Origin of the sequence: Rhodobacter sp. JA431, assembly GCF_900217725.1 — a bacterium.
Taxonomy (GTDB): domain Bacteria; phylum Pseudomonadota; class Alphaproteobacteria; order Rhodobacterales; family Rhodobacteraceae; genus Rhodobacter; species Rhodobacter aestuarii.
In genome coordinates this window covers 616,604-633,508 of the sequence record NZ_OBMP01000002.1, presented here as the reverse complement: position 1 = coordinate 633,508, position 16,905 = coordinate 616,604, and the positions used below count along the sequence as shown (strand labels likewise).

Genomic DNA, 16,905 nt, shown 5'->3' with positions numbered 1-16,905 from the left:
ATTCTCCCCTCTCCAAGAACAGGAGTCTTCCATGTCCCACCTTCGCAACGCCACGATCGCGCTGTTTGCGCTCGCCACTCCGGCGCTGGCGCAGCCCTCGGGCGAGATCACGGTCTATACCTCGCAGCCGCAAGAGCAGATGGCGAAAGTGGTGGCCGAATTCAACAAAGACTACCCCGATGTGACGGTGGAGATTTTCCGCACCGGCACCACCGAACTGATGACCAAACTGCAAGCCGAATTCGCGGCGGGCGCCACCCCCGCCGACGTGCTTTTGATTGCCGATGCTGTGGCGATGACGCAGCTTAAAAACGAGGGCCATCTGCTTGCCTATGAAGATGCGCCGCTCGCGGGCATCCCGGCGGATGTGGTTGACCCCGATCACACCTTCTTCGGCACCAAGCTGATCACCACTGGCATTGTGTATAACACCGATTTGGTCGAGACCGCGCCCACCAGCTGGGACGATCTGCGGGCCCCGGAAGTGGCGGCCCAAACCATCATGCCGAGCCCGCTTTATTCCGGCGCGGCGGTGATCCATGTCGGCACGCTGACGCAACAGCCGAACCTTGGCTGGGGCTATTATGAAGAATTGGCGCAAAACGGCGCTGTTGCGGGCCAAGGCAATGGCACGGTGATCGAGGCTGTCGCGCGCGGTGAAAAGGCGTATGGCATCATCATCGAATACATGGCGATGAACGCCAAAGCCAAAGGCTCGCCGGTTGATTTCATCTGGCCCGCGCAAGGCGTCAGCGCGATCACCCAGCCTGTGGCCATTGTGAACACCACCGACAATGCCGAAGCCGCGAAAGCTTTTGTCGATTGGCAGCTTTCCAAAACCGCGCAGGAACAATCTGTGGCGCAGGGGTATTTCCCGATCATCGAAGGCGTGGCGCCGCCCGCGGGTTACCCGGATCTGACCAGCCTCACGATTTTGCCGCTGGATGCCGACAAGCTCATGGCCGAGGGCGAGGCGAACAAAGAACATTTCGCTGATCTCTTCGGTGGCTGATTTTCGCACAAAGCAGATCCGGTTGGGCGGCCTCCATTGGATGGCCGCCCTTCTGGCCTTTTACCTCGCCGTGACGGCGCTTTATCCGCTGGCGCGGCTGTTTGCTTTGGCCTTGGGGCCGGGGCCGGATGGAGCGCCCTTTGGGCTTTTGCGCGAGACCTTTGCGAGCTTTGGCTTTCGCCGTGCATTGTGGAACACGCTTTGGTCTTCTGCGGGTTCGGTGGTCGTCTCTGTCTTGCTGGGGCTCGCCTTGGCGCTTGCCACCGGGTTGATGCGTCTGCCGGGGCGGGCCTTGGCGTCTTTCTTGGCCCTGTCCCCGGTGCTGATCCCGTCACAGATCATGGCGCTTGGCTGGATTGAACTGATGGGGCCGGGCTCGCCCGTGCTTTCTCCGCTGGGCCTCGCGCCGCCACCGGGGCGACCCAATCCACTGTATTCCGGCGGTGGCGTCGTGTGGCTGATGGGGATCGAGCATATGCCGCTTGTTTTCATCGCCGTGCGCGCAGCGCTGCAAGCGATCCCGGCAGATTTGGTCGAGGCGGCGCGGATTGGCGGTGCGGGCACTGGGCGGATCATCGCGCGCGTGCTTTTGCCGCTCACCTTGCCTGCTTTGGTCGCGGGCGCGATGCTTTCTTTCGCGGCGGCGGTTGGGAATTTTGGTGTGCCCGCATTGCTTGGTATTCCGGGGCGGTTTTCGGTGCTGACAACGCTTATCTACCAACGGCTCAATGGTTTTGGCCCGGCGGTGATTGGCAAAGTCGCGGCGATTGCTGCTGTGCTGGTGGCGCTGGCACTGGCCGCATTGGTGCTGCGCCACATCTTGCAAAAGCGCTGGTCGGTGCCAATGGCCTCTGGCGTGGGGTTTGCAGGGTTTGCGCCGGGGCGCGCGGGCTGGCCGCTTTCCATCGCACTTTGGGCAGGGTTGGGGATGCTATGTCTCGCGCCGCTTTTGGCGCTTTTGGCCACGGCTTTGGTGCCCGCACTGGGCGTAGGGCTGAGCCTCGAAACCGCAACATTTGAGAATTTTGCCAATGTGCTGGCGAACCCAGCGGTGCGCCGCGCCTTTCTCAATTCTGTTTCACTCTCCCTTGCTGCCGCAGCGCTGAGCGGGGGGATTGCCATCTTGCTCGGCTGGCTCGGCGGGGTGGGGCGCAGCCGCGTGGGGCGCGTGCTTGGCTGGGCGGCAGATGCGGGCTTTGTGGTGCCGGGCACGGTGCTGGGCCTTGCGATGATCTTGGTCTATCTGCGCCCGCTGCCGCTTGTTGGCCTCTCGCTCTACGGCACCGCCGCGATCTTGTTGCTGGCCTATCTGGGGCGCTTTTTGCCGCTCGTTCTGCGCCCGGTCGAGGCCGAAATTGCAAGCGCGGACCCTGCGCTCGATGAGGCGGCGCGGATAGCGGGTGTGGGCGTGGCCCGCCGCATTGCCTTTATTGCCGCGCCCACGCTCGCTCCAACCGCCATCGCCGGAGCGCTCCTGATCTTCATGACGGCATTGAATGAACTTACCGTCTCGGCGCTTTTGTGGTCTGCCGGGCATGAGACGATCGGCGTGCAAATCTTCTCGATGCAATATGAGGGCAACTCCACCTCTGCCGCTGCGATCTCGGTGCTGGCGCTCGGTTTGGTCGGCGTGCTTGTGCTGATGGTGGATCGTTTCGGGCGTAACCTGCCGCGTGGCACCTTGCCGTGGCGCACGCCCTAACCGACCTGCGCGCAGACCACACGGCAAGTTTGTGGGGCCGTCGCAAAGGGTGCATTTTAGGAAAAGAGCGAGAGCCATAGATTGGGCGCTCCGCATAGAAAACGCCGCGATGCTGCGAGGTGGTTGTGGCATTTTACCATGAGCGAACAAAGCCTTGCAGTTTGAAGTTGACCTAGCGCGCCAAGCCCAAGGCTTCGAGCCGCGCGACGGTTTGCGGCAGCCGCGTCCGATCCTCGCGGACTTCCAAAATCAAGCGCGGCGGTGTTTCCAACTTGGCCAATGCCTCGAACACCGGGCGCCACGGAATACGGCCATCGCCGGGGTGCCAATGGCGGTCGGCGTAACCATCGGCATCTTGCAAATGCACATGGCCCAGCGTTGCCCCCGCTGCGGCAATGTAATCGACCACGGGGGGCGCGCCATAGCGGCCATGCGCCAATTCGGCATGACCGGTATCAATCGAAACGCGCAGGTTCGGGTGGTTGATCTGCTGCACCAGTCGCACCCGCGCGGTGGGGTCGGTGTCATCGATATTTTCCAGCATCACAGTGCAGCCCACATCGGCCGCCCGCGCCAGCACCGGGGCCAAGCAATCGGCCATCGCGTCGAACATCGCGGGCTCGATGAAAGGGTAATTGGCGCGGTTGAGCAGGTGCCAATAGGTGAAGGGGGAATGCACCACCATATGTGTGGCGCTGAGCGCCTCGGCCACGTTCACCCCCCACAACAGTCGCTTGGTGACCAGCGCGCGGATTTCCTTGTCTGCGGTGGAAAGGTCGAGCCCCAAAAACGGCCCATGGATGCCGCGCGGGCCGGTGTGGGCGGGCAGCAGTTTTTGCCATTGCGCGATGAGTTCTGCGGTCTCCGCCTCGCTCATATTGGGGGTGACGAAATCTTGGATTTCAATCGCGCGGCCCGCCTCGCAAATCCAATCGCGCAGCGGGGTGAAATGGTCGATCAACAGCGCGGTGCCAAGCAGGGGGAGGGGCGTCGCAGTCATGGGGGCCGTCCTTTGATTTCAACTTGATAGGAGCGCGCAGGACGCTTTGCACAAACTGGCGCTGAATGCACGGGAAGGCAATCAGAAGCGGCGCAGGCATCATCCGCTTGGCCGCGTTTCCATTGAATTCGTGACGACAAGCGGCCAGAGGAAATTCTTCCAATGCACCGTAAGCATTTGCCACGCTTTGAAACGTAAGGCTGTGCTTAAAAATCCCCGACGGCGGCCTTGTCCATCAGTGACAGGATCGAATTGCGCACTGTCTCGGCCTCTGCGGCCACCGCATCGGGCAGCGGGCGGCCCCCGTGCAGCATGTAATCCATATTGAGCGTATAGAGCCAAAGCGCCCCGGTCTCATCCTCGACAAGGCTCACCCGGCAGGGCAGCCAGGCGGCAAAAGCGGTGGAATAATCGACCATCGCCGCCGCTGTAAGCGGGTTGCAATAAAGGTAGACCTTCATCTTGCGCCAGTCTTCCCCCTTCATCGAGGAGACCTGGTCGCCCAAGGGCAGCGCGCCCACGTCGCGGATATTGAGATCCATCGCCAGCGAGCGGATCGATTCATCGACCTCTTCATAGCTAAGATCCTCTGCGACTTTGCGCTTCCAGACCATAGCCTCGGCAGGGTTGCCGTTTTTCGCAAGGTCTTGCACGAGGCTGAGGTAAAGCCCGCCCGCTGCCGGGTCAAAGCCCCGGAAGGTGAAGGCCGCCCAGCCAAGGCTGCAAAGTGCGACGACGCCCAAGAGGGCAAGGATATTGCGCAGTAAACTCATCTCTCTCCCTTTCACTCATGCACCTCGGGCTCCCGCTCCGAGGTTTTCAACCAAGCCGGAACCCGGTCATCAATTGCCGTAAGCCGATCAGTGCACCCAAGGTGATGGCCGCGAGCGTCACCGGGCCTGACCATGCAAGCGTGGCAAAGGCGGTGATGCCTTGCCCGACAGAACAGCCCATGGCGATCACCCCGCCCACGCCCATCAAGACAGCCCCGCCTACAAGGCGACCCAATTCGCGGGGGTCTTCGCAGGCCTCCCAACGGAAAAGCCCGCGCAGGGCCGAACCTGCGACGGCACCGATCAAAACGCCCAAGACCGAGCCAACCGAGAAGGTTAGCCCGCCCCCGGTCGAGGTCATCAAGTAAATCAAGGTGCGGCCCACGGGGGCGGTGAACGATGGCCCTTCAATCGCCACCGCGCCAAGGCTGTCTTGCGAGAGCCATGTGGTGCCGATGAAGCTGCCCGCCACGGCAAGCCCCGCCGCAACACCCCAAAAAACCATGCGCGGGGCTTGCCGCAGCGGTTTGTGAAACAGCGCAACGGCGAGCGGCACGAGCCCCAAAACCATCACCGCAACCCAGCCGGGCACGCCCCGCGTAGCAAGGTCGGCTACGATACCTTGCGGGGCAGGCGCGGCGATCTGCGGGAAGAGCTTTTGCCGCACTGGGCCGAGGGGGCCTGACAGGGTCATGAAACCAGCAATCCCCATTACGATCACCACGATCATCGCGCGCAGATCGCCCCCGCCGAACCGTACCAAGGCTGAAAACCCACAATTGCCCGCAAGCGCCATGCCATAGCCAAAGATCACCCCGCCCAAGATCGAAGCGAGCGGGTTCCATGCGATGCTGTGATAGGCGCTTGCATCGAGATCAGCCCAACCGAGCGCCGCAGCCCCTTGGGTGGCGAGAATGGCGGTGCCCAGCACCACCCCCCAAAGCCGCAGCCGCTTTTGGTCCCGGCCATAGGCGGCGCTTTCCAATGCGCCCAAGGTGCAGAAATCCCCTGGCCGGGCCGCAAGGCCCAGAACGATCCCGGCTGCCAGCCCAATCAAGGCCGCCAGCCCGCCGTAAGGCAGGTCCTCCATCACTCCTCCCTCGCTCCCCGCCTCCCCGCGGGGGTCAGCCCTCGGCCCGGTCTTGTGCCGGTACGCCGTAAAGCTTGCTCAGCAATCCGATCATCTCTGCGACCTTTGGGTCAAGCAGGGAATAGATGATCGTCTGTCCTTCGCGGCGTGCGCTAACCAACCCTTCAAGGCGCAACCGCGCCAGTTGTTGGCTCACCACGGCCTGCCGGGCAGCAAGGAGGTTTTCGAGTTCGGTCACGCTGCGCGGGCCGCGCAGCAGATGGCACAGGATGAGAAGGCGACCATCATGCCCCAGCGCTTTGAGGAAATTCGTGGCGGGTTCCGCCGCGCCGATTAGCCCGTCCAGCCCCTCAGGAAGGGGCCATGGTGGAGGGACTTCATCCTCAAATTGTCTGCGGGGTTCCGCCACGTTCATCCTACCGTCCTCTTGCTCCTTCCTGCCGCAGCGCGGCATGTTTCGCAACGGAAAACCGTTACCTACAACCTATCTTTGCGTTGCGTCATATCTACTCGCCTATCTCTTCTGCGCCGGGGCTTTGTGCTTGTGCGATCAGCGCGCTGAGCATGGGCCAAAAGAAATCTTCCCCCGGATAGCCTTCGATCCGCCCGGTTTCGGTGCCGTCGTCGAGCAAGATGAAGGTGGGCGTGAAACTGGCCGGGCTTGCCGTGGTCAGCCCCTCAGGCAGGGGCGCGCGCAATTGCACGCGTGTGATCGGCGCTGCTTGCCCTTCAGCCGTAAGTGCATATTTCGGGCCGATTTCTTCTTCCCAGCGCGCGCAATAGGCGCAGCCCGGTTGTTCGACCATCAGCAAGCGCAATTCGCCTGCACTGACGGCCAAGGGGGCAAGGAAGAACGCAACCGCAAGGCGAACGAGCATGTTGACAGCCTCATTAGAACATAGAAATATGCTAATAAATCCCCGCCACTTCGGCAAGGCGCGCTTTCAGGGAGGAGAGCGTTTCTCAAGGGGCTTTCAGAGCATGGTTTTTGGGAGGAGACGGTGCTCGATATCACCTTTGGAGGGGCAGCCCTAGCGGGACTGCTGTCATTTCTGTCACCCTGCATTTTGCCGATGGTGCCGTTTTACCTGTCTTACATGACGGGCCTTTCGGTGGGGGAGTTGCGGTCTGGGGGCGCTGTCGCTCCGGGGGCGCAGGGGCGCATCTTGATCCAAGCGCTGGCCTTCGCACTGGGGGTGACCACGATCTTCGTGTTTCTTGGGGTTGGGGCCAGCTTTCTGGGGCAGGCTTTCGGGGCCTTTAAAGAGGTGCTGAGCTGGGCGGCGGCCGCGATCTTGGCGCTGTTCGGGCTGCATTTTCTGGGCATTTTGCGGATCGGGCTGCTGTATCGCGAGGCGCGCGTGCAATCCGATATGAAGCCTACCACCTTGATTGGCGCCTATGTGATGGGGCTGGCCTTCGGCTTTGGCTGGACCCCCTGCGCAGGCCCGCCGCTTGCCGCGATTTTGTTTGTGGCCTCTGGCATGGGCGATCCGCTGCGCGGCGGGCTTTTGCTGCTGATCTATGGGCTCGCCATGACGCTTCCCTTTGTTGTGGCATCGCTTTTTGCCGGGCCGTTTCTGGGCTGGTTTGCCCGCCACCGCGCGGTGATGGGCTATGTCGAAAAGGCGATGGGGGTGATGCTCTTGGTCTTTGCGCTGCTGATCGCCACCAATTCCGTCAGCCTGATTTCGGATTGGCTTTTGAAGACGTTTGACTGGAGTGCCACGCTCGAAGGGGAGCTTTGAGATGAACCACTGGACCACGCTTGCCGCCGCCTTCGCCTTGGTCGCGATGCCCGCTTTTGCCACCGATTTGGGCGATGATGGGCTGCATAAACCCGATTGGCTGCGCGAAACCTTCAAAGACCTGCGCGAAGACCTGGCCGAGGCCAATGCAGAGGGCAAACGGCTGATGCTGATCTATGAGCAGCGCGGCTGTATCTACTGCACCAAAATGCATGAAGAAGTGTTTCCGGTCCCCGCCATCGACGCGCTGATCCGCGAGCATTACTTCGTCGTGCAGCTCAACCTGTTTGGCGATGTTGAGGTGACAGATTTTGACGGCACCACAGCGAGCGAAAAAGACATGGCGCTGCGCTGGGGGGTGATGTTCACCCCGACGCTGATCTTCTTGCCCGAAGAGGTGCCCGAGGGCGAAAGCGCCGCGCAAGCCGCCGTTGCAATGATGCCCGGTGCCTTTGGCAAGGGCACGACCGAGGCGCTGCTGACATGGGTGAAAGACCACGGCTACGAGAGCGGTGAGAATTTCCAAAAATATGTCGCAAGCCGCATGACGGTGCAGGAATAGGCTGCAAGCCTTTGAAACTGCAGGGTATATATGAATATTCGCGAAGGCTAATATTTTTATTGCTCCAGTTGTGAAACCTTGGTTATCGTAACCTTAGGGAGAATTCAGGGAGGATGAAAATGACACGTCAGCTTGCGCTGGCGGTCGCAGTGGCTTTGGCTGCTGCGTCCCCAGCTATGTCTGAAACCTCACCCAATGATGTGCAATTTGACGGGGGCGCGGTGGCGCAATCGCTGACCGGTGTGCCGGGCGATCCGACCGCGGGCGTCAAGGTGATGACCACGCGTGCCCTTGGCAATTGCGTGGCTTGCCATCTTGTCTCGGCGCTGCCCGATGTGCCCTTCCCGGGCGATATTGGCCCCGCGCTGGATGGGGCAGCGAGCCGCTATTCCGAGGCGCAACTGCGCGGCATCATCACCAATTCCAAACACACGTTTGAGGGCAGCTTCATGCCCGCCTTCTACAAGACCGAAGGCTATATCCGCCCCGGCGATGCTTATACCGGCAAGGGGGCGGCTGAGCCGCTGCCACCGATCCTGAGCGCGCAGCAAATCGAGGATGTGCTGGCCTATGTGATGACGCTCACCGACGAGTGACGCGGCGCCCAAGCAACAGGGAGAGACCCATGAAACTGACACGACGCGACACGCTTTGGCTCGGACTGGGTGGTTTGGCGACAGCCGTGCTGCCGGGCGCGGGGCTGGCTGCCACGGTGGAAGAACTGACTGCGGGCTTCGCGGGCGGTACCACACCGGGCACGGGCGGGATTACGCTCACCGCGCCCGAGATCGCTGAAAATGGCAACACCGTCCCGATCGAGGTGTCCGCACCGGGGGCGGTGGCGATCATGTTGATTGCGCCGGGCAACCCCGAACCTTCGGTGGCCACGTTCACCTTTGGCCCTGCGGCAGGCAGCCAGCGCGCCGCCACGCGGATCCGGCTTGCCAAAACGCAAGATGTCTTGGCGCTGGCGAAAATGGCCGATGGCTCGGTCGTGCAGGCGCAATCGACCGTCAAGGTCACCATCGGCGGCTGCGGCGGCTGAGGCAGGGAGGAAACACCATGGCAGATAATGCAAAACCGCGCGTGAAAGTGCCCAAATCCGCCGCGGCGGGTGAGGTGGTCACGCTCAAGGCGCTGATCAGTCACGCGATGGAATCTGGCCAACGCAAAGACAGTTCTGGCAACCCGATCCCGCGGTCGATCATTCACCGCTTCACCTGTGATCTGAACGGGCAAAACGTCATTGATGTGGCGATCAACCCATCGGTCTCCACCAACCCCTATTTCGAATTTGACGCGCGCGTCGATGCGGCGGGGGAATTTGTCTTCACTTGGTACGACGACGACGGCTCGGTCTACACCGAGACGAAGCCGATCGCACTGGCCTGAGCGGCATGGCGTAGGGAGGAAAGCCAATGCATCGCACAAGCATATTGGCCGCCGTTCTGGCGGTTGGGGTCGCGTTTCCAGCACTTGCGACCCCGGTCGAAGATACGCTGGTGATCGAAAGCGACGACGGGCCGGTTGAGATCGTTACCCAAACCACAGCGCCCGCGCATCTTCAGGGCGCGTTGGAAACGATCTATTCGGGCTGGCTGTTTCGCAATGACGAGACGCGCGATTTGGAGCGGGATGATTTCGACAATCCCGGCATGGTCTTTGTTGATCGCGGGCGCGACACATGGAACGCCGAGATCGGGGCCAAGGGGGAAAGTTGCGCCTCGTGCCATGGCGGGCCGGAAAGCCTGAAAGGGCTGCGCGCCGTGCTGCCGCGTGTCGATGAAAAGACCGGCGCGTTGATGACGATGGAAAACTACATCGACACCTGCCTGACCGAGCGGATGGGGCTGGAAAGCTGGGGATGGACCTCGACCAATATGAGCGACATGCTCGCGCTGATTTCCATGCAGTCGCGGGGCATGCCGGTCAATGTGGCGATTGATGGGGCCGCCGCACCCTATTGGGAGCAGGGCAAGGAAATCTACTACACCCGCTTTGGTCAGCTTGAGATGGCCTGCGCCAACTGCCACGAGCAATATTACGGCCATATGATCCGCGCAGATCATCTCAGCCAAGGGCAGATCAACGGCTTCCCGGTCTATCGGCTCAAGGACTCGGCGCTGTTGTCGGCGCAAAAGCGTTTTGTTGGCTGTGTGCGCGACACCCGCGCCGAGACCTTCAAACCCAATTCGCCAGAGTTCAAAGCCTTGGAGCTTTACGTTGCCTCGCGTGGCAATGGGCTTTCGGTCGAGGGCGTGTCGGTGCGCCATTGACCCTTGCGCGGCCGTTTGTCCCGAAGGCGGCCGCGCTTTCATCTGTGGGGAGAACCGGATGATTACCCGGCGCGAATTTCTTCAAGCCTCGCTGGCCACCTCAATGCTTTGGGGGGCTTCGGGCATCGGTAACTGGTCGCGGCTCGCCGCACAGCAGGCGCTGAGCCAAGATAAGCTTTTGGAATTTGACGATTTTGGCAATGTGACGCTGATCCATATCACCGATATCCATGCGCAGATGCGCCCGATCTGGTTTCGGGAGCCGGAATGGAACATTGGTGTGGGCGCGGCGCAGGGCCAGCCACCGCATGTGGTCGGCAAAGAGTTCTTGCAGATGTTCCAGATCGCGCCGCAAAGCCCCGAGGCCTATGCGCTGACCTATGAGGATTTTGCCGCGCTCGGTCGGGAATATGGCAAAATGGGCGGGCTGGATCGGGTGGCGACCGTGGTGGCGGCCATTCGCGCCGCACGGCCAGAGGCGCTTTTGCTTGATGGCGGCGACACGTGGCACGGTTCGATGACCTCTTTCCTGACCAAGGGGCAGGATATGGTCAACGCCATGAACCTGCTCGGGGTTGAGGCTATGACCTCGCATTGGGAATGGACCTATGGCGCGGATCGAGTGCGCGAAATCGTGGAAAACGATCTGCAATTTCCGTTCCTTGGCGCGAATATCTTTGATGCGGAATGGGATGAGCCCGCTTTTGAGCCCTATCAGATGTTTGAGCGTGGCGGGGTGCAGGTGGCGGTGATCGGGCAGGCATTCCCCTATATGCCGATTGCTAATCCGCGCTGGATGTTCCCCGAATACAGCTTTGGCATCCGCGAAGAACGGATGCAGGAAATGGTCGATGAAGTGCGCGCCAAGGGCGCCGATCTTGTCGTCTGCCTAAGCCACAATGGCTTTGACGTGGACCGCAAGATGGTCAGTCGCGTTCAGGGCATTGATGTGATCTTGACCGGCCACACCCATGACGCGGTGCCCGAACCTGTACTGATTGGCGAAACGATCCTGATCGCCTCTGGCTCCAACGGGAAATTCGTCTCGCGCATTGATCTCGATGTGCGCGACGGGCGGATGATGGGCTTTCGCCACAAGCTGATCCCGATCTTTGCCGATGTCATTACGCCCGAACCCGAGATGGCGGCGCTGATCGAGGCGGAACGCGCCCCCTTCAAGGCGCAGTTGGAAGAGAAGATCGGCACCACCGAGAGCCTGCTTTATCGGCGGGGCAATTTCCAAGGCACGTGGGATGATCTGATCTGCGATGCGATCCGCTCCGAACGGGATGCGCAGATCGCGTTGTCTCCGGGGGTGCGCTGGGGGCCTTCGCTCTTGCCCGGCGATGCGATCACCCGCGAAGACATTCATAACGTCACCTCAATGACTTATGGGCAGTGCTACCGCACCGAAATGACGGGTGAGGTGATCAAAACGATCCTTGAGGACGTGGCCGACAACATCTTCAACACAGATCCTTATTACCAGCAGGGTGGTGACATGGTGCGAGTGGGCGGCATCGGCTTTACCTGCGACGTGGCCAAACCGATCGGAAGCCGCATCTCTGAGATGGTGCTGACCGATACGGGGGCGACGGTCGATGCCGCCAGTTCTTATACGGTCGCCGGCTGGGCCTCGGTCAATGAGGGCACCGAGGGGCCGCAAATTTGGGATGTGATCGAGGCGCATGTGAAAAAGCTCGGCACCGTGCGGGTCGCGCCGTCTGATACTGTCCGTGTTACGGGGCTATAGCCGATGCGCGGGGGCCTGACACGCCGCCGCGTTTTGGCTGCGGGCGCGGGGCTCGCGGTCGGCTTGGCCGCCCCGACTTTGCGCGGGCAGGGCCTGCCACGGGTGCTTGTTATCGGTGGGGGAGCGGGCGGCGCGTCATGTGCGCGTACCCTTGCCGAAGCGGGGGGCGTGGCCGTGACGCTGCTAGAACGCGCTCCCCGCTACACGACCTGCTTTTTCTCAAACCATGTGATTGGCGGGCTGCGGCCGCTTGAAAGCCTGCAATTTGGCTATGAGGGTCTGGCGCGCGCCGGGGTTCAGGTTGTGATTGGCGAAGCGGTGGCGGTGGAGCGTTCGGCTCGGTTGGTGCGGCTCGCCACGGGTGAGGGGCTCGTCTATGATCGGTTGGTTGTCTCGCCGGGGATTGATTTTGTCCCGGATGCGGTGCCCGGCTGGTCTGAGGACGTGGCCGAGATCATGCCGCATGCATGGAAGGCGGGGCCGCAGACGCTTTTGCTCAAACGCCAGATCGAGGCGATGCCCGAAGGCGGCACTTTCGCCTTGATCGCGCCGCCCGCGCCCTATCGGTGCCCACCCGCCCCCTATGAACGGGTGAGCATGATCGCGCATCGGCTCAAACAGGTGAACCCCACGGCAAAGATCTTGATCTTTGATCCCAAGGATCATTTCTCAAAACAGACGCTCTTTGAAAACGGCTGGGGCAAATACACCAATGGTATGGTGACATGGTTCGGTCCCGAATTTGGCGCGGCGGATATTGAAGTGCGCCCCGAGACAATGGAGGTTTTGGTCGAGGGGGAGGCTGAAAAGGTCGATGTCTGCAATGTGATCCCGGCGCAGCAGGCGGGAAAACTTGCCCATCTTGCTGGGCTTACCGATGCGACGGGTTGGGCTCCGGTGGACCCGTTCACGATGCGCTCTTTGGCCGATCCCAACATCTGGGTTTTGGGCGATGCCAGCGCGCAGGGAGCGATGCCCAAAGGCGCCTTTGCTGCGCATTCGCAGGCGCAGATGGCCGCAGCCGCAATCCGGCGCGACCTTTTCGGGGCAGGGGATCTGCCAGATCATTACAGCAATATCTGTTGGTCCGTGCTTGCCCCGAGGGATGCGGTGAAGCTTGGTGGGATTTATATGCCCCGCGCCGAAGGCATCACCCAGACCGAAAGCGTTATTTCGGCGGCGGGCGAAGATGCTGCCACCCGCCAAGCCACCTATGAAGAGGCGCAAACATGGTATGGCGCCTTCACGCAAGACATCTTTGGTTGAGCCGGAAAGGAGCACCATGATCGCCCGTCGCCGCTTTTTAATGACCGCCGCCGCAGTGCTTGCCGCGCCGCCACGGCTTTGGGCCAATACCAGCCTAGAGCAAGGTGCGGCGCGCATTGATACGCTTTCGGACGGGTCTTTGATGCTTTCGCCCGGCTTTTTATTTGGCGCGATGCCGCAGGCGGAATTGCATGAAATCCTCACCCGCTATGACGCGCCGCTCGATCGCTTTGATCCGCCGTGTAATGTGACGCTCTACCGTGATGGCATGCATACGGTGCTGTTCGATGTGGGGGCTGGCCCCGATTTTCAGCCTACAGCAGGCAAATTGACCGAGGCACTTTCGGTTTTGGGGCTTGCGCCTGAAGACATCACCCATGTGCTTTTTACCCATGGGCACCCAGACCATCTGTGGGGTGTTTTGGATGAGTTCGATGAGCCCGTTTTCCCCAATGCGCTGCATATGATGGGGCGGATCGAGCATGACTTCTGGGCCGACCCCGAGACAGTGAACCGTATCGACGCGCCGCGCCAAGGCTATGCGGTGGGAGCACTGCGGCGGTTGCAGACGCTTGGCGAGATCCGCTTGTTGGAAGCGGGGGAGGAGGCTTTGCCCGGCATAAGCGCGCAACTCACCCCCGGCCATACGCCGGGGCATATGGCGTTTCGTATCGAAGGGCCAAAGCCTGCGCTGGTGCTGGGCGATTGTCTCTCGAACCACCACGTTGCCTTTGAGCGGCCAGAATGGCTGACCGGCTCGGACCATGATCGGGAAACCGCCGCCGCCACGCGGGTCGCGCTGTTGGCGGAACTTGTCAGCGAAGAGATCGCCTTGGTTGGCTACCATTTGCCCGGCGGGGGGATCGGTCGGGTGGAGCGGGCCGGGCGGGGCTATCGGTTTGCTTTGGACTTTTAGCGCTGATCCACCAGCCGATCGGTCGCCATCGCGCCGATCCACATGCACAAAAGCGCAAGCCATGCCGTTGCCGTGCCGATAGACGTGCCAGTGACGCCCGCACCAATCGCGCAGCCGCCTGCCAGCATCGCCCCAAACCCCATCAAAACCGCGCCGAACATGGAGCGCCGCATCTGACTTTCACGTTCAAAGCCTTGAAATTTTAACTCCCGCGTCAGCGCGGCGGCGAAAAACGCCCCAAGAAACACGCCGGGCACCAGCCCAACATCGAAATCGAGCTTCGGGGTGGGCTCGAGGAAAAACATCAAGGTGCTGGCCGAAGACCCGGAAAACGTGGCCGAGGTGACGGAAACCGGCCCAAAGGCCACTTGCGACAGCGCGAAGGTCAATACCCAGCCCAAGGCCACGGCAAAGCCGACACCTGAGGCAAAGGTGAGCGTGGAAAAGCCGATCTGGTTGCGCCGCGCCAGCCAAAGTGCCAGCGCTGCGCAACCGGCCCCGAGCCCCAAAGCGCTGCCTTTGGGTAACGAAAGGGCCGCGAAAAGCTCAAGATTACGCCCGCCCGGTGTCACCCAAAGCCCGGCCAGCCATTGCCGCAAAGGTGCGAGCCAGCCATGCAGTGCCATCTGCGCCGTGACGGCGAAAATCAGCCCCGAAACCACGGCGCGCAAATTGCCGGTGGCCGCGAGCACCAAAAGCCGCCCAGAGCAGCCACGCGCCAGCACCATGCCGACCCCAAACATCAGCCCGCCGATCACCGCCCCGGACCAGCTGCCCGCAACCGCCATCATCCGCGCATCTTCGGCGCGAAACAGCCCAAGCATTTGCGCCGATTGCACCCAGATCAGCGCGGTTGAAAAGGTGAGCAGCCAGACCGCGACCGGTCGACCTAGGTTGCCGCGGGCAAAGTCGATCGTTGCCGCGCGCAGGCAAAAAGAAGACCGCTGTGCCGCCACGCCGAAAACCGCCCCCGTCAGCACCCCAAACAGGGCCGACAGGATCGGTTCTGCGATCCAGTCAAGTAGCGGCGTGATCTCCATGCGTCCTCCCCGACGCGGGTCTCCCTAAGTGTGTATGGTGGCGCAAAATGGCGGAAATGTCATCTCTGTGTACCGCGCAGCCAAAGGCGCGGCGGCGATGCGTGATCGACCACATTCGATTGTGCGAAAATGACGTTAAGCACGTTGCAAATAGGCGCTCGGTGCCTCATTTCACATGGTCTCAGGCGCGGTTTGCGTTGGGGCTTTTTGTAGCGCCTTATTTTTAAATGGAAAATTTTGGATTGTGCGTCGTGCGAGTGAGATGCGCTGTCGTGATCGCGGCTCTCTCTGCGGGCGGGGTTGGGACGCTATCGTCACGTCAATTTACGTTTTGACAACACTTCGGGCACACCCTTGAAGCGTAAGTACGAGTGATCGGGAGGGTGAAATGGCCAAAGTTGCCTATACCGAGGGCCTGAATGCCAAGCGGTATGACGCCGATGAAGCCGATATTGGCGATGGCGTGACTGCGGGCGCTGTTCAAGGGGATCGTCCCGCATTGATGGGCACCTCTGCCGCAGGTCCAAACGGCGGACATGCTGCGGAGGTGTCCGTGATGCGTGCCGCCGCGCTTGCCTCCGAAAGCAAAACCAGTTTTGTCAGTGAACCCGTAGCCCCCCTTTCCGTTTTGGAAACGGATATGCCGGGGCGGAGCTTCGCCTCCGCCGATATGGGGCCCGCGAATGCGTCTATTCGGCCGCTGAATGCGCCGCCCATTGGCAATGCGCCGACCGCGCGCCTTGCGGATGGCCAGTCGGTGACGATGGATGAGGGCGGTTTCGTCACGCTGGATCCGGGGCCACCTGTCTCTCCGCCCGCGATTGATCCCGCAACGGATGAGCTTCCCTCGCAGCCCCAGTCGCCGTCGGACCCCGTTGTGGACGATACGAGCGACGACCCGACGCCTGCGGATGACCCAGTGCCGCCAGTGGTCGATGATGGGTCCACCCCGGTGATGCCGGACACAGATCCGGGGGAAGACGGTCTTCCGCCCGGTGACACGGATGTCCCGGTCGATGATGGTGTCGACCCTGAGCCAGATACGGATGACCTTCCTCCGCAGCCCGAGCCGCCGTCAGACCCGGTTGTGGATGACACGAGCGATGACCCGACGCCTGCGGATGACCCAGTGCCTGATACGGATTCCGATGGAACTGGCGATGATCCCACCGCCGATCCGCCTGTCGATGATCTTTCTCCGGAGGATGAGCCGGGGGATGGGGACACCGATCCCACTCCCAATGACAGCACCGGCGACCCAGAGGACGATGCCGGGTCTGATCCGGACAAAGGAAACGGTCAGGGCAAGGACGGGGACAAGAAAACCTATGTTGACCCGAATAGTGGCCGTGATGGTGCGGAGCCCGGCCCCGCCGATGTTTACAAGGTGATCACCGATGAGGATGGGGTGACCACGGTCACCTCGCCCACCGACAAGCGGGGCGGTGGCAAGACTGGCGATGATGGTGGTCTTGATCCCGACATTGATGTGGATGGGTTGTTTGGGGACTTCACCAATCTGGAGAAGGACGGGGCACCCGGGAATGGCAATGGCAATGGCCGGGGGAATGAAAAAGCGGCCGAGCTAGACGACCTATCCATACCTTTCGCTGCGGATGGGGGCGAAGACAACGTCTTCATGGGCGACGATATGGACGGCTTCGATTCCGATGTCGGCTCGGCCTTGGATATGGCGCATGACCATGGACCGCATGTGAATTTTTTCTGAAGCCCGACCTTTCGGTTGGCGTGTGAGAGTGACGAGTG

Annotated in this window: 18 protein-coding genes; 12 read left to right on the top strand and 6 right to left on the bottom strand. The window is 61.4% G+C overall.

The window, feature by feature from the left end:
* Positions 1-31 precede the first annotated feature (31 nt).
* Positions 32-1,012, top strand: a complete 981-nt coding sequence (locus tag CRO18_RS06735; RefSeq protein WP_097081525.1) for an ABC transporter substrate-binding protein — start codon at positions 32-34, stop codon at positions 1,010-1,012.
* Positions 1,005-2,714: an iron ABC transporter permease gene (locus CRO18_RS06730; RefSeq protein WP_170952580.1), complete on the top strand. Its 1,710-nt coding sequence runs from the start codon at positions 1,005-1,007 to the stop codon at positions 2,712-2,714. Before CRO18_RS06735 ends, CRO18_RS06730 begins: the two co-directional genes overlap by 8 nt.
* 172 nt (positions 2,715-2,886) lie before the next feature.
* Here CRO18_RS06730 and CRO18_RS06725 read toward each other — a convergent pair whose 3' ends face one another.
* The 5 genes from CRO18_RS06725 to CRO18_RS06705 all read right to left on the bottom strand — a co-directional run bounded on the left by CRO18_RS06725 (position 2,887) and on the right by CRO18_RS06705 (position 6,455).
* Complete coding sequence (locus CRO18_RS06725; RefSeq protein WP_097081523.1) at positions 2,887-3,714, bottom strand: sugar phosphate isomerase/epimerase; 828 nt, start codon at positions 3,712-3,714, stop codon at positions 2,887-2,889.
* Between the two features lie 206 nt (positions 3,715-3,920).
* Positions 3,921-4,487: a DUF302 domain-containing protein gene (locus CRO18_RS06720; protein WP_097081522.1), complete on the bottom strand. Its 567-nt coding sequence runs from the start codon at positions 4,485-4,487 to the stop codon at positions 3,921-3,923.
* Positions 4,488-4,533: 46 nt separating this feature from the next.
* Complete coding sequence (locus CRO18_RS06715) at positions 4,534-5,577, bottom strand: YeeE/YedE family protein (RefSeq protein ID WP_097081521.1); 1,044 nt, start codon at positions 5,575-5,577, stop codon at positions 4,534-4,536.
* A 34-nt stretch (positions 5,578-5,611) separates the two neighbouring features.
* Complete coding sequence (locus tag CRO18_RS06710; RefSeq protein WP_076483087.1) at positions 5,612-5,992, bottom strand: helix-turn-helix transcriptional regulator; 381 nt, start codon at positions 5,990-5,992, stop codon at positions 5,612-5,614.
* A 91-nt stretch (positions 5,993-6,083) separates the two neighbouring features.
* Complete coding sequence (locus CRO18_RS06705) at positions 6,084-6,455, bottom strand: SoxS (RefSeq protein ID WP_097081520.1); 372 nt, start codon at positions 6,453-6,455, stop codon at positions 6,084-6,086.
* A gap of 123 nt (positions 6,456-6,578) precedes the next feature.
* On the opposite strand from CRO18_RS06705, the gene CRO18_RS06700 reads away from it, so the two are divergent.
* The 9 genes from CRO18_RS06700 to CRO18_RS06660 all read left to right on the top strand — a co-directional run bounded on the left by CRO18_RS06700 (position 6,579) and on the right by CRO18_RS06660 (position 14,098).
* Positions 6,579-7,325, top strand: a complete 747-nt coding sequence (locus CRO18_RS06700) for a cytochrome c biogenesis CcdA family protein (RefSeq protein ID WP_076483089.1) — start codon at positions 6,579-6,581, stop codon at positions 7,323-7,325.
* A 1-nt stretch (position 7,326) separates the two neighbouring features.
* Complete coding sequence (locus CRO18_RS06695) at positions 7,327-7,887, top strand: thioredoxin family protein (RefSeq protein WP_097081519.1); 561 nt, start codon at positions 7,327-7,329, stop codon at positions 7,885-7,887.
* A 119-nt stretch (positions 7,888-8,006) separates the two neighbouring features.
* Complete coding sequence (gene soxX, locus CRO18_RS06690; protein WP_076483553.1) at positions 8,007-8,483, top strand: sulfur oxidation c-type cytochrome SoxX; 477 nt, start codon at positions 8,007-8,009, stop codon at positions 8,481-8,483.
* A gap of 29 nt (positions 8,484-8,512) precedes the next feature.
* Positions 8,513-8,932, top strand: a complete 420-nt coding sequence (soxY, locus tag CRO18_RS06685; protein ID WP_097081518.1) for a thiosulfate oxidation carrier protein SoxY — start codon at positions 8,513-8,515, stop codon at positions 8,930-8,932.
* A gap of 17 nt (positions 8,933-8,949) precedes the next feature.
* On the top strand, positions 8,950-9,279 hold the full coding sequence (gene soxZ / locus CRO18_RS06680) for a thiosulfate oxidation carrier complex protein SoxZ (RefSeq protein WP_097081517.1): 330 nt from the start codon (positions 8,950-8,952) through the stop codon (positions 9,277-9,279).
* Between the two features lie 26 nt (positions 9,280-9,305).
* Positions 9,306-10,163, top strand: coding sequence for a sulfur oxidation c-type cytochrome SoxA (gene soxA, locus CRO18_RS06675; RefSeq protein WP_097081516.1), 858 nt, complete (start codon positions 9,306-9,308; stop codon positions 10,161-10,163).
* Between the two features lie 58 nt (positions 10,164-10,221).
* Positions 10,222-11,916 carry a thiosulfohydrolase SoxB gene (gene soxB / locus CRO18_RS06670; RefSeq protein WP_097081515.1) on the top strand — a complete coding sequence of 565 codons (1,695 nt, stop codon included), beginning with the start codon at positions 10,222-10,224 and terminating at the stop codon, positions 11,914-11,916.
* A 3-nt stretch (positions 11,917-11,919) separates the two neighbouring features.
* Positions 11,920-13,182 (top strand): NAD(P)/FAD-dependent oxidoreductase, encoded by a 1,263-nt coding sequence (locus CRO18_RS06665; RefSeq protein WP_097081514.1) that lies wholly within the window; start codon positions 11,920-11,922, stop codon positions 13,180-13,182.
* Between the two features lie 16 nt (positions 13,183-13,198).
* The gene (locus CRO18_RS06660) at positions 13,199-14,098 is read left to right on the top strand and encodes an MBL fold metallo-hydrolase (RefSeq protein WP_097081513.1); all 900 of its coding nucleotides are present in this window, start codon (positions 13,199-13,201) and stop codon (positions 14,096-14,098) included.
* Here CRO18_RS06660 and CRO18_RS06655 read toward each other — a convergent pair.
* Positions 14,095-15,138 (bottom strand): YeeE/YedE family protein, encoded by a 1,044-nt coding sequence (locus CRO18_RS06655; RefSeq protein ID WP_097081512.1) that lies wholly within the window; start codon positions 15,136-15,138, stop codon positions 14,095-14,097. The genes CRO18_RS06660 and CRO18_RS06655 overlap by 4 nt on opposite strands.
* A 388-nt stretch (positions 15,139-15,526) precedes the next feature.
* Between CRO18_RS06655 and CRO18_RS06650 the strand changes: the two genes are divergently transcribed.
* A complete protein-coding gene (locus CRO18_RS06650; RefSeq protein ID WP_097081511.1) occupies positions 15,527-16,867 on the top strand; it encodes a hypothetical protein in 1,341 nt (446 codons plus the stop codon).
* Positions 16,868-16,905: the final 38 nt, after the last annotated feature.

Coding starts and splice junctions, on each gene's coding strand:
- CRO18_RS06715 (WP_097081521.1), bottom strand. CDS start 5,577: ATGGAGGACCTGCCTTACGGCGGGCTGGCGGCCTTGATTGGGCTGGCA.
- soxX (WP_076483553.1), top strand. CDS start 8,007: ATGACACGTCAGCTTGCGCTGGCGGTCGCAGTGGCTTTGGCTGCTGCG.
- CRO18_RS06655 (WP_097081512.1), bottom strand. CDS start 15,138: ATGGAGATCACGCCGCTACTTGACTGGATCGCAGAACCGATCCTGTCG.
- CRO18_RS06705 (WP_097081520.1), bottom strand. CDS start 6,455: ATGCTCGTTCGCCTTGCGGTTGCGTTCTTCCTTGCCCCCTTGGCCGTC.
- soxZ (WP_097081517.1), top strand. CDS start 8,950: ATGGCAGATAATGCAAAACCGCGCGTGAAAGTGCCCAAATCCGCCGCG.
- soxA (WP_097081516.1), top strand. CDS start 9,306: ATGCATCGCACAAGCATATTGGCCGCCGTTCTGGCGGTTGGGGTCGCG.
- CRO18_RS06725 (WP_097081523.1), bottom strand. CDS start 3,714: ATGACTGCGACGCCCCTCCCCCTGCTTGGCACCGCGCTGTTGATCGAC.
- soxY (WP_097081518.1), top strand. CDS start 8,513: ATGAAACTGACACGACGCGACACGCTTTGGCTCGGACTGGGTGGTTTG.
- CRO18_RS06695 (WP_097081519.1), top strand. CDS start 7,327: ATGAACCACTGGACCACGCTTGCCGCCGCCTTCGCCTTGGTCGCGATG.
- CRO18_RS06735 (WP_097081525.1), top strand. CDS start 32: ATGTCCCACCTTCGCAACGCCACGATCGCGCTGTTTGCGCTCGCCACT.
- CRO18_RS06660 (WP_097081513.1), top strand. CDS start 13,199: ATGATCGCCCGTCGCCGCTTTTTAATGACCGCCGCCGCAGTGCTTGCC.
- CRO18_RS06720 (WP_097081522.1), bottom strand. CDS start 4,487: ATGAGTTTACTGCGCAATATCCTTGCCCTCTTGGGCGTCGTCGCACTT.
- CRO18_RS06665 (WP_097081514.1), top strand. CDS start 11,920: ATGCGCGGGGGCCTGACACGCCGCCGCGTTTTGGCTGCGGGCGCGGGG.
- soxB (WP_097081515.1), top strand. CDS start 10,222: ATGATTACCCGGCGCGAATTTCTTCAAGCCTCGCTGGCCACCTCAATG.
- CRO18_RS06710 (WP_076483087.1), bottom strand. CDS start 5,992: ATGAACGTGGCGGAACCCCGCAGACAATTTGAGGATGAAGTCCCTCCA.
- CRO18_RS06650 (WP_097081511.1), top strand. CDS start 15,527: ATGGCCAAAGTTGCCTATACCGAGGGCCTGAATGCCAAGCGGTATGAC.